Genomic DNA, 11,341 nt, shown 5'->3' on the forward strand with positions numbered 1-11,341 from the left:
GCCGCCAAGCCGCCGCTCACTCCGCCCGTACGGTCCGCCTACGGCGCCGCGCGCTCCGCGCCCTCCCTGGTCCCCGACGCCGGACCCGCCCAGGCCCCGCCCCGGCCGTCGGCGCCCGCCGGCCCCGACGCCGCCCGCACCCAGGCCCGCGCGCAGACTCCCGCCGTCTACGAGCCCGCCCGCCGCGTCCTGCGCATCCTCCCCTTCGGCGCCGGTCTCGCCCTCGTCGGCCTGGGTCTCGGCTTCCTGGGCCTGCGCCTGCGCCGCGACTGACCCCGCGCGCCTTTTTTCCCGTTAAGCCCGTTCGGTCGGGTCGGGGCGGCCTTGAAAGGCGGCCCCATACTCGGTATACATACTCGGTATGTCGATCCGTCACGGCCTGCTGGCCCTCCTGGAGCGGGGGCCGCGCTACGGCTTCCAGCTCAGAACAGAGTTCGAGTCCCGCACCGGTTCCACCTGGCCGCTGAACGTGGGGCAGGTGTACACGACGCTGGCGCGGCTGGAGCGCGACGGGCTGGTGGTGCCGGCGGGCGAGGACGACGCCGGACACGCGCTGTACGCCATTACGGAGGGCGGGCGGGGTGAGCTGCGGGAGTGGTTCGCCCGGCCCGTGGACCGGACGAATCCGCCGCGGAACGAACTGGCGATCAAGCTGGCCATGGCGGTCGGGTCGCCGGAGGTGGACGTGCGGGCCGTCATCCAGGCGCAGCGCGCGCACACCATCCGGGCGATGCAGGACTACACCCGGCTGAAGGGCCAGGCGCTGGAGGCGGCGCCCGCGCAGAGCGGGACGCCGGACCGTGACGACGTGGCCTGGCAGCTCGTTCTCGACCAGCTCATCTTCCAGGCGGAGGCCGAGGCGCGGTGGCTCGACCACTGCGAGACCCGGCTCGTACGGATGGCGGCGCTGGCCCCGGCGGCCGAGCCCGCCGCACCGGTTCCGGCTCCCGATCCCGCCGGTTCCACCGGTTCCGCCAGTCCTGTCGGTTCCGCCGACCCCGCCGACCCCGCGGACGGCGGCGGCCGGGACGACGGGAAGGACGCCGCGCAGGACGGGGTGCTGCGCGGCGCGCTGCGTCGTTCCCGGGCCCGCCGCTAAGGCACGGGCCGACCCGCACCCGGCCCGGCCCGCCTGACCAGCGGCCGGACCACCGCCACCCGAGCACGCCACCGCACGAGCACGCCAGCACCTGAGCACCCGAGCACGCCACCGCACGAGCACTCCACGACCCTGGGGGACGCACCGCCCATGTCCGTAAAGCCGCACACCGAAGCCGCGCCGCCGGAAGCGCCCGTACTCCGCCTGGAAGCCCTCACCCGCGTGCACGGCACCGGAGCGACCGAGGTGCACGCGCTGCGCGGGATAGACCTGGACGTGTGTCCGGGGGAACTGGTCGCCGTGATGGGCCCCTCGGGCTCGGGCAAGTCCACGCTGCTGACCATCGCGGGCGGCCTCGACCTGCCGACGTCCGGCCGGGTGATCGTGGAGGGCACCGACCTGACCACGGCCAACCGCAAGGAGATCGCGGCCCTGCGCCGCCGCAGCATCGGCTACGTCTTCCAGGACTACAACCTGATCCCGGCGCTGACGGCCGCCGAGAACGTGGCACTCCCCCGGGAGCTGGACGGCACCGGCGCCCGCAAGGCGCGCCGTGAGGCGGTCGCCGCGATGGAGGAGATGGGCCTGGGCGAACTGGCCGACCGCTTCCCCGACGAGATGTCCGGCGGCCAGCAGCAGCGGGTGGCCATCGCCCGCGCGCTGGTCGGCGACCGCCGCCTCGTCCTGGCGGACGAGCCCACCGGCGCGCTGGACTCGGAGACCGGCGACACCGTACTGGCGCTGCTGCGCTCGCGCTGTGACGCGGGCGCCGCGGGCATCCTGGTGACGCACGAGCCGCGGTTCGCCGCGTGGGCGGACCGGGTGGTCTTCCTGCGGGACGGCTCCGTCGTGGACATGACGCTGCGCTCCTCCGCCGAGTCGCTGCTGACCGGCGGTGCGGCCCAGTGAGCGGCGCCACCTCCGAGGACCGCGGCCCGAGCGGCCGCACGGGGAACGTCAACTCGTGGCGCGCCGCCATCCGTATCGCCCGCCGCGACGCCTGGCGCTCCAAGGGCCGCAGCGCGATGGTGCTGGCGATGATCGCGCTGCCGATCATCGGCGTGAGCGCCGCCGACATCACCATCCGCAGCTCCCAGCTGAGCCCGGAGCAGAAGCTGAGCCGTGACATCGGCACCGCCGACGCACGTCTCACGGATGTCGGCACCAACGGACAGCCGATCTACCAGGACCCGCCCGCGAACATGTGGACCACGGTGGAGGAGGCCACCGCGGCCCCGGACGCCACATCGTCGTCGGTCGACACGGCGGAACGGGAGGAGGCCCCCAAGCCGGTCGACCCACGCGTCGGGCTGCCCCGGGGCGCACGCTGGATCTCCGACGCCCAGAGCTACGTCCGGTTCAAGACGAAGTACGGCCTGCTCGCCGCGCCCATAAGGGAGTTGAAGACGGCCGACCCGCTCGCGCGCGGCATCACGCACCTGGACCGCGGGCGCCACCCGGCGGCCGACGACGAGGTCATCGCGACCACCGCGTTCCTCAAGTCCGCGAACCTGAAAGTCGGTTCCAAGCTCGCCGTCCGCGACCTGGACCGTACGTACAGGATCGTCGGGGCGTACGACCTGCCGGACTCGCTCGGCGCCGAGGAGGTCATCGCGCGGCCGGGCGCGTTCCTCGCGCCCTACGCCGCCGCGCTCAAGGCGCTGAACGCCGACGACGAGCGGACCAACACCACCTACCTGGTGGAGATGCCGGACGGCGACTACACCTGGCAGATGGTGCGGCAGGCCAACGCCAAGGGCGTCTTCGTCAAGTCGCGCGCGGTGGTGCTGCACAAGCCCGACGCCTCCGAGGTTCCGCTCTACACCGCGTCGCACGGCAGCTTCACCCCCTACAACACCGGCGACTCGGTGAAGGCCGCGGCCGTCACCGTGGCGGCGACCATCGTCGGCCTGTCGATGCTGGAGATCTGCCTGCTGGCAGGTCCCGCCTTCGCCGTCGGCGCGCGCCGCTCGCGCCGCCAGCTCGGCCTGGTCGGCGCCAACGGCGGCGACCGCCGCCACGTCCGGGCGATCGTGCTCTCCGGCGGCCTGGTGATCGGCGTCACCGCGGCCGTCGTCGGCACCCTGCTCGGCCTGCTGCTCACCGTCCTGCTGCGCTCCCCGCTGGAGAATTTCGTCGGCAGCCGCTTCGGCGGGCTGACGCTGCGCCCGCTCGAACTGCTCGGCATCGCGGGCCTGGCCGTGCTCACCGGTCTGCTGGCCGCCGTCGTGCCCGCGGTCACCGCCTCCCGGCAGAGCGTGCTGGCGTCGCTGACCGGACGCCGCGGCGTCCGGCACGCCAACCGTCTGCTGCCGGTCATCGGGCTCGGCGCGATCTGCCTCGGCGTCGGCATCGCGGTCTTCGGCTCGCTGCGCACCGACAGCACCCTCGCGGTCGGCGGCGGCTCCGGCATCGCGGAACTGGGCATCGTCGCGCTCACCCCCACCCTGGTCGGCATGTTCGGCCGGACCGGCAAGTGGCTGCCGCTGTCCCCGCGGCTCGCGCTGCGCGACGCGGTGCGCAACCGGGGCCGTACGGCGCCCGCGGTCGCGGCCGTGCTGGCCGCCGTCGCCGGTACGGTCGCGGTCGCCACGTACTCCGCGAGCGCCGACCGGCAGGACAGGGACGCGTACGAGGCCCAGGTGCCGCGCGGCGTCGTGGCGGTGGCGGCCTACAGCGACCACGGCCGTGACCTCACCGCGGTGCGCGCGGCGATCGAGAAGCGCTACCCGGTATCCGGCCGGGCCGACGTGTTCGCGATGGTCATCGGCGGCAAGAACTGCCAGGCGGGCGGCGGTGGTGGCCCCGGCTGCGGCGGCGTCCAGCCGGTGATGCCGCCCGCCAACGTGTGCCCGACCGACCGGCCGGACGGCGCGACCGCGCTCACTTTGACCCAGCGCCGCGCCCTGGCCCACGACTGGCGCTGCGACTTCGTGGGCGGCATGAGCGCCATGCCCACCAGCAGCGCTGTCCTGATCGGCGGTCCGGCCGTCCTGCACGCCCTCGGCATCCGGGACGGCGACGCGGAACAGGCGCTGGCGCGCGGCGAGACCGTGCTGTTCGACAAGGGGTACCTCGACCACGGCGCGCTCAAGCTGAAGATCACCCTGGACTTGAACAAGCCGGTGCCCGACGGGCAGGAGCCGGTCGGCCCGGTGAAGTCGGTGCCGGTGCACCTGGCCGCCGAGGACCGCCACCATACCTACGGGATGCTGGCCGTGATGCCGCAGCAGGCCGCCGACGGTGCCGGGATCGCGACGATGCCGCTGGGCTCCTTCTACACCAACGCCCGGATGCCCAACGGCCCCGAGCGGCAGGCGCTGGACAGCGACCTCGCCAAGATCGGCACCGACACGGAGGTCTATCTGGAGCGCGGCTACACCAAGGACAACAGCCTGGTGCTGCTCGCCCTGACGCTCTTCGCGGGCCTGGTCACCATCGGCGCCGCGGGCATCGCCACCGGGCTCGCGCAGGCCGACGCCGAGCCCGATCTGAAGACGCTCGCCGCGATCGGCGCGCCGCCGCGGGTGCGGCGCACGCTCTCCGGGCTCCAGTGCGGGGTGATCGCCACGATGGGTGTGGTGCTCGGCTCGGCGGCGGGCGTGCTGCCCGCGGTGGGGCTGCGGCACACCGAGCGGCGCGAGCAGTGGAAGTTCTACCACCAGGCGCTGGACGGGGGCTGGGGCGGCGCGAGCAAGCTGCCGCACGTGCCGATCGTCGTCCCGTGGAGCACGCTGGCCCTGCTGATCGTCGCCGTACCGCTCGGCGCCGCTCTGCTCGCGGCCCTGGTCACCCGCTCGCGCACCCAGCTCGCCCGCCGCGCGGAGCCGTAAACGGCGTCGGAAGCGTAAGCGGGGCGTGAGTTCGGTGGCGTCGGCCTGGCCCGTACGGGAGACGGGACCTGGCCGACGCCGCGCCGCGTCCTAAGGGACAATGGCGGTATGGAGATGCCGATGAACGCGATGAACGAACGCTCGCCGGAAAGCTCGCAGAATCCGCAGAATCCGCAGCACTCACCGAATCAGCAGGTCCTGATCGTCGGCCCCGACGGAATGGCCCTGGGAGGCGCGCCGACCGGTGACGGCGGCGAGCACGGCGAGATCCCGGTGACGGAGATGGTCGAGCAGCCCGCGAAGGTCATGCGCATCGGCAGCATGATCAAGCAGTTGCTGGAGGAAGTGCGCCAGGCGCCGCTCGACGAGGCCAGCCGCGTACGCCTGAAGGAGATCCACGCCAGCTCGGTGAAGGAGCTGGAGGCCGGGCTCGCGCCCGAGCTGGTGGAGGAACTGGAACGGCTCTCGCTGCCCTTCAACGACGACAGCGTGCCCAGCGAGGCGGAGCTGCGGATCGCCCAGGCCCAGCTCGTCGGCTGGCTCGAAGGGCTCTTCCACGGCATTCAGACCGCGCTGTTCGCCCAGCAGATGGCGGCCCGCGCGCAGCTCGAACAGATGCGGCGCGCCCTGCCGCCCGGCGCCGGCGGCCACGAGGAGGACGACGGCGGCAACCAGGGCGCCCGCTCGGGCCCGTACCTCTAGGCCCGCTCGTCAATCCACGCGTGAGCCGGTGAGGTGTCGCACCGGTGGGGGCCCGGTCAGTTCGCGCTCTTGCCGGTGGACACCCAGATGGTGACCTTGCCGTCCTTCTTCGGGTTGTAGTCCTCCAGGTACTTCGGGGTCTGGCTGGTCACCGCGCCCTTGCCCCACTGCTGCTCGTCGGTCTGCTTGATCGTGTACTGCCAGCCCGCCGCCTTGATACAGGCGACGACCGAGTCCACGTAGATCGACGTGAAGTCCGGCATCGTCATGACGTCCGGGTCGTTCGAGATCAGGTCGTTGTGCGCCTTGGTGCACTTGTCGGGGTCGATCGTGCGGCTCTGGTCGCCGTTCACGACATCGCCCGCGCCGGTGCCCGTGGTCGGGTCCTCGGACGCCTGGGTCGAGGACGAGGTCGTCGGGCCGCCCGACTGGTCGTCCGCGCTGGGGCTGCCCTTGCCGCCGCCGCTGTTGGCCAGGACGATCGCGACGATCACCACGATGGCCACGACCACGACGGCCGCGCCCGCGATCAGCGGAGTGTTCGACTTCCCGCCGCCGCCGGGACCGCCGGTGCCGCCGCCGGGACCGCCGCCGGTGCGCTGCCCCGGCATCTGGTGCTGCTGCTGGTGCTGCATCTGGGGCGCCATGTTGTACGCCGGGGTGGGCGGCGGCGTACGGGACTGCTGCGGGTAGCCGTACGCCGAGGGCAGCGACGGGGACGGCGTGGGCTGCCCGTAACCGCCCTGCTGCGGATTGCCCGGCGCGTACGGCGTCCGAATCTGCGGCGCCGGGGTCTGGAGCGGGCCCTGCGCGTACGGGAAGACCGACGCCGCCACGTCCTCGCCGCGGTTGCCGGTGGCCGGCGCGGAGCCGGACATCAGCGGCATCGTGTCGCGCCGCGTGGCCGCCAGGACCCGGTCCGACTCGTCGTGCATCGCGTCCGCGGTCGGGAAGCGCTCGGCGGGGTTCTTCCGCAGCGCGCGCGCCACCAGCGCGTCCACGGCCGGGCTCAGCGCGTGGTTGAACGCCGACGGCGCGGGCGGGATCTCCTGTACGTGCTGGTACGCCATCGCCAGCGGCGAGTCCGCGTCGAAGGGCAGCCGCGCGGTCAGCAGCTCGAAGAGCATGCAGCCGACCGAGTACAGGTCGGAGCGCTCGTCCACACCGCGCCCCAGCGCCTGCTCCGGCGACAGGTACTGCGGAGTGCCGACCACCATGCCGGTCTGCGTCATCGAGGTGACACCGGACTGCATGGCGCGCGCGATGCCGAAGTCCATGACCTTGACCACACCGCGCTTGGTGATCATCACATTGCCGGGCTTGATGTCCCGGTGGACCAGGCCCATCTCGTGGCTGACCGCGAGCGCCGCCAGCACGTCCCCGGTGATCTTCAGCGCCTTGTCGGCGGGCATCGCGCCGTGCTGCGCCACATCGGCGGCCAGCACGTCGCCGAGCGGGCTGCCCTCGACGTACTCCATGACGATGTACGGCACGAGCTGGCCGTCGATGGTGTCCTCGCCGGAGTCGAAGACGGAGACGATGTTGGTGTGGTTCAGCTTCGCGACGGACTGCGCCTCGCGGCGGAAGCGCTCGCGGAAGGACTGCTCGTTGCCCAGGTTGGTGTGGAGGGTCTTGACGGCCACTGGCCGGTCGAGCACGGTGTCATGTGCCAGATGCACGGACGCCATGCCGCCCTGGCCCAGCAGGTCGCGCAGCACGTACCGCCCGCCGCCGACCGAGCGCCCCGTGTACCCGCCCTGCGTGGCGTCCCCGCTCATCTGTACCGCTACCCCCTGGAAAGTCCACCGGGGAGAGGGTCGCGTCAGTACCCGTACGGCTACCTGTGGCGATATTCGTCCCCGAGCTTGCCCGCCAAGTCTGGCCCATCGCACGGACACGTCAAGTTCGTTGACCATCTCGTCACCTGACGCACATCGGGCACGCACATGCTGTGTATCCCCGCAGGACCGCCGTATTGAGGGGCCGGGACGCGGACGAGTGCCCGGCGGAGCACCCGAAAGCGGTACGGTGGCCGCTCCGGGGCATCCGTACGATACGGGCGTCCGCGCGCGCCCGCCCGGACGATGAACCGGACGATGACCGCACGATGACCGCGTACGAACGACGGCGAGGACTGATGGTCGACCCCAAAGAGACGGCCCCGGGCCCCGGAGCGTCGGAGACATCCGGCCAGTGGGGCGTGGGCACCGTCGTCGGCGAGGGCCGCTACCGGCTGACCGGGCGGCTCGGCCGCGGCGGCATGGCCGAGGTCTTCGCGGCGGAGGACGTACGCCTGGGCCGGATCGTGGCGGTGAAGCTGCTGCGCACCGACCTCGCCGAGGACCCGGTCTCCAAGGCCCGCTTCACCCGCGAGGCCCAGGCCGTCGCGGGCCTGAACCACCACGCGGTGGTCGCGGTCTACGACTCGGGCGAGGACCGTGCGCCCACCGGCGCCGTCCCCTACATCGTGATGGAGCTGGTCGAGGGCCACACCATCAGGGACCTGCTCTCCAGCGCCGAGCCGCCGCCCGTGGACCAGGCGCTGCTCATCGTCTCCGGCGTCCTCGAAGCGCTGGCCTACAGCCACCAGCACGGCATCGTGCACCGCGACATCAAGCCCGCCAACGTGATCATCACCACGAACGGCGCGGTCAAGGTCATGGACTTCGGCATCGCGCGGGCGCTGCACGGCGCCCAGAGCACGATGACGCAGACCGGCATGGTCATGGGCACCCCGCAGTACCTCTCGCCCGAGCAGGCGCTCGGCAAGGCCGTCGACCACCGCAGCGACCTGTACGCGACCGGCTGCCTCCTCTACGAGCTGCTGGCGCTGCGTCCGCCCTTCACCGGCGAGACGCCGCTTTCCGTGGTCTACCAGCACGTCCAGGACGAGCCGCAGGTCCCGTCGCAGATCAGCGACCGGGTGCCGCCCGAGCTGGACGGCCTCGTGCTGCGCGCGCTCGCCAAGCAGCCGGACGACCGCTTCCAGAGCGCCGAGGAGATGCGCGGCGTCGTCCAGTACGCGCACCAGGCGCTCGTCCAGCAGGGCGGCTGGACCGGCGGCATGTGGAACACCGGCGTCATCACCCCCGTCGCGGGCACGCGTACCGGCGGCATGTCGCCGACCGTCGTGGCGCAGGGGCGCCCCGGCAACAGCACCACCGCCGAATTCGGCGCCCCGCTGCTCGCCGGCATCTCCGGCACCGGTGACGACGACGGCGGTCAGGGCTACGGCGAGCGGCCGCCGGGCGGCGGCGGCAACCGCTGGCTCAAGCCGGTGCTCTTCGCCATCGCCGCGGTGCTGGCCATCGCGCTGGGCGTCTACTTCGCCACGCGTGGTACCGGCGGCGACGGCGGCGCCCCCTCCAACTCCACGTCCCCGACGGTCACCCAGGACACGGGCACCCCGTCCGACCCGCCCACCACGGAGCCGACGGACACCGGGTCCGACCAGACCGACCCGCCCACGACTCCGGCGACGACCCCGGCCACGACGCCGCCCACGACCCCGGCGACGACCCCGCCGACCACTCCCCCCACGACCCCGCCGACGACTCCGCCCACCACGCCGCCGACGACTCCGCCGACCACTCCCCCCACGACCCCGCCGACGACTCCGCCCACCACGGGCGCCTCGGACCCCCCGGCGGAGTAGGCCCCCTGGGCCCCGTAGGGGCGCGGGGAACTGCGCGCTCAGCCAGCGCGGTGGCGCGGGCGAAAAACCGGCCCCAGCGGGGCAGATGCTGTTGTTTTCGGGCTGGCAGCCCGGTGGGGCTGGCCGCGCAGTTCCTCCCCCAGCCTTCGGCCGGGAGGTGCCCCCAGCGCCCCTAAAAACTCGGGGTACCGCCCTGCGCCAGGGCGCCCCTAAAAAGACCGGCGCGCCGCCCTGCGTAAGGGCGCCCCCTTGAGAGCCGGCCGTCAGGCCGTGAAGGCGTCGATGACGGCGCCGTATTCGGCCGTCCACCAGACGGCCAGGGCGGAGGCGGGCGGGAAGAGGGGATCGCTGCGGGGGTCACGCCGCTGATAACGCCACTGGAGCATCCAGAAGTCGTTGAGGCGTTCCCACCAGACGCGGTGGACGGCGGCGGCCAGCTCGGGGACGGGGACACCCGCCGCGGAGCGGTAGGCGCGGGCGTACGAGCGGATCTTCGGCAGGTCGAGGCGCCCGTCCAGCGGGTGGACGAAGAAGATGGCGGCGGCGCGTACCGCCTCCTCGGCACGCGGCTGCACACCGAGCCGGTCCCAGTCGACGATGGCGGCGGGCTCCTCGCCGCGGTAGAGCAGGTTGAGGGGGTGGAAGTCGCCGTGCACCCAGCCGCTGGCCGACCCGTCGGCGTCCGGCGGGCGGCGGTGGGCGTGCCGGCGCAGCAGGGCGCGGCGCTCCAGCAGCCGGTGCTCGGCGAGTCCGTCGAAGGCGTCGCGTGGCCGGTGCCCGCGGACCAGCGCGAGCAGTTCGTCGATCTGCGCGTACGTACGGTCCGGGTCGGCGCTCGGGTGGTGGCGCTGGTCCTCCGGCGGGGGCGGCTGCACGCGGGCGAGTCCGGCGTGCACCATGCCGAGCAGCGTGCCGAGCCGCCGCGACTGCGTGGCGGTCAGTTCGGTGCCCTCGCGGTGCCTGCCCTCGATCCAGGGGAAGAGCGCGTAACCGTGGCCGCCGAGCCGCGCGACCGTACGCCCGCGGGAGTCCGGCAGGGGCGCGGCGGCGGGCAGTCCGAGGCCGACCAGACCCCGCGTCGCGCGGTGCTGGCGGGCGATCACGCCGGGGTCCGCGGTGTCCCGGGCGACGTACTGCTTGAGGAAGAACCGGCCGCGGGTGGTGGTCACCTCGTAGCCCTTGTTGAGCAGGCCCCGGGGAACGGGTACGCAGGTCAGCGGGGTGCCCGCGTTCTCATAGCGGCGCAGCAGAGCGGGCAGCGAACCCGGCGTCGGAGGCGCCTTTGCCGTGCCCGTCACGAGCAAAAGGTTAGATCACCGCGACACTCCGGCCGCACAGACTGGCGATCACCCCGGTGAACGTGCTAGGGCATATGCCTCCGGCTGCCCTCGGCCTGCATGCGGGCCACGTACGCGGCGGCCTGGGTGCGCCGCTCCATGCCGAGCTTGGCGAGCATCGAGGACACGTAGTTCTTCACCGTCTTCTCCGCCAGGTGCAGGCGCTCGCCGATCTGGCGGTTGGTGAGGCCCTCGCCGATCAGGTCGAGAATGCGGCGCTCCTGGGCGGTCAGGTCGGCCGTACGGTCGGCGCCCTCGGAGCGCGCGCCGCCGTGCCGGAGCCGGTCCAGGACCTTGGCGGTCGCGACCGGGTCCAGCAGGGACCTCCCCGCGGCCACGTCGCGGATGGCGTCGATCAGGTCGTTGCCGCGGATCACCTTGAGCACGTATCCGGCGGCGCCCGCCATGATCGCGTCGAACAGCGCCTCGTCGTCCGCGAAGGACGTCAGCATCAGGCACTTGACCGACGGGTCGTGCGAGCGGACCTCGCGGCACACCTCGACGCCGCTGCCGTCGGGCAGCCGTACGTCGAGCACCGCGACGTCCGGGCGGGTGGCCGGAATGCGCGCCACCGCCTCCGCGGCGTTCCCGGCCTCGCCCACTATCTCGATTCCCGGCTCGGCCGAGAGGAGTTCGTGCACCCCGCGCCTGACCACCTCGTGGTCGTCGAGCAGGAACACGCGGATTGTGGGGCTGTTTCCTTCTGCCGTTACTT

At 72.9% G+C, this 11,341-nt stretch carries 8 protein-coding genes and 1 pseudogene; 6 read left to right on the forward strand and 3 right to left on the reverse strand.

Going from position 1 to position 11,341, the window contains the following annotated elements; translation table 11 throughout:
• The 5 genes and pseudogenes from BGM09_RS17205 to BGM09_RS17225 form a co-directional block, all read left to right on the forward strand.
• Nucleotides 1–273 (forward strand): annotated as a pseudogene (locus BGM09_RS17205) (hypothetical protein); the annotation flags it as partial.
• A gap of 88 nt (nucleotides 274–361) precedes the next feature.
• Nucleotides 362–1,099, forward strand: a complete 738-nt coding sequence (locus BGM09_RS17210; RefSeq protein ID WP_188282488.1) for a PadR family transcriptional regulator — start codon at nucleotides 362–364, stop codon at nucleotides 1,097–1,099.
• Between the two features lie 150 nt (nucleotides 1,100–1,249).
• On the forward strand, nucleotides 1,250–2,008 hold the full coding sequence (locus BGM09_RS17215; RefSeq protein ID WP_188282489.1) for an ABC transporter ATP-binding protein: 759 nt from the start codon (nucleotides 1,250–1,252) through the stop codon (nucleotides 2,006–2,008).
• A gap of 128 nt (nucleotides 2,009–2,136) precedes the next feature.
• Nucleotides 2,137–4,932, forward strand: a complete 2,796-nt coding sequence (locus tag BGM09_RS17220) for an FtsX-like permease family protein (protein ID WP_188282595.1) — start codon at nucleotides 2,137–2,139, stop codon at nucleotides 4,930–4,932.
• A gap of 108 nt (nucleotides 4,933–5,040) precedes the next feature.
• On the forward strand, nucleotides 5,041–5,634 hold the full coding sequence (locus BGM09_RS17225; protein ID WP_188282490.1) for a bacterial proteasome activator family protein: 594 nt from the start codon (nucleotides 5,041–5,043) through the stop codon (nucleotides 5,632–5,634).
• Between the two features lie 56 nt (nucleotides 5,635–5,690).
• Here BGM09_RS17225 and BGM09_RS17230 read toward each other — a convergent pair whose 3' ends face one another.
• Nucleotides 5,691–7,412 (reverse strand): protein kinase domain-containing protein, encoded by a 1,722-nt coding sequence (locus tag BGM09_RS17230; protein WP_188282491.1) that lies wholly within the window; start codon nucleotides 7,410–7,412, stop codon nucleotides 5,691–5,693.
• 359 nt (nucleotides 7,413–7,771) lie between these two features.
• Between BGM09_RS17230 and BGM09_RS17235 the strand changes: the two genes are divergently transcribed.
• Nucleotides 7,772–9,289, forward strand: coding sequence for a protein kinase domain-containing protein (locus BGM09_RS17235; RefSeq protein ID WP_223187163.1), 1,518 nt, complete (start codon nucleotides 7,772–7,774; stop codon nucleotides 9,287–9,289).
• A gap of 263 nt (nucleotides 9,290–9,552) precedes the next feature.
• On the opposite strand, the gene BGM09_RS17240 is transcribed toward BGM09_RS17235, so the two are convergent.
• Nucleotides 9,553–10,593, reverse strand: coding sequence for a phosphotransferase (locus BGM09_RS17240; protein ID WP_188282493.1), 1,041 nt, complete (start codon nucleotides 10,591–10,593; stop codon nucleotides 9,553–9,555).
• 59 nt (nucleotides 10,594–10,652) lie between these two features.
• Complete coding sequence (locus BGM09_RS17245; protein WP_188282596.1) at nucleotides 10,653–11,312, reverse strand: response regulator; 660 nt, start codon at nucleotides 11,310–11,312, stop codon at nucleotides 10,653–10,655.
• Nucleotides 11,313–11,341: the final 29 nt, after the last annotated feature.

It is taken from the genome of Streptomyces sp. CBMA29, assembly GCF_014596445.1.
In the GTDB taxonomy this organism is placed as follows: Bacteria; Actinomycetota; Actinomycetes; order Streptomycetales; family Streptomycetaceae; genus Actinacidiphila.

What these genes read in the sequence shown, in the direction of transcription:
- BGM09_RS17210 (WP_188282488.1), top strand. Translation starts at nt 362, where the DNA reads ATGTCGATCCGTCACGGCCTGCTGGCCCTCCTGGAGCGGGGGCCGCGC.
- BGM09_RS17215 (WP_188282489.1), top strand. Translation starts at nt 1,250, where the DNA reads ATGTCCGTAAAGCCGCACACCGAAGCCGCGCCGCCGGAAGCGCCCGTA.
- BGM09_RS17220 (WP_188282595.1), top strand. Translation starts at nt 2,137, where the DNA reads ATGATCGCGCTGCCGATCATCGGCGTGAGCGCCGCCGACATCACCATC.
- BGM09_RS17225 (WP_188282490.1), top strand. Translation starts at nt 5,041, where the DNA reads ATGGAGATGCCGATGAACGCGATGAACGAACGCTCGCCGGAAAGCTCG.
- BGM09_RS17230 (WP_188282491.1), bottom strand. Translation starts at nt 7,412, where the DNA reads ATGAGCGGGGACGCCACGCAGGGCGGGTACACGGGGCGCTCGGTCGGC.
- BGM09_RS17235 (WP_223187163.1), top strand. Translation starts at nt 7,772, where the DNA reads ATGGTCGACCCCAAAGAGACGGCCCCGGGCCCCGGAGCGTCGGAGACA.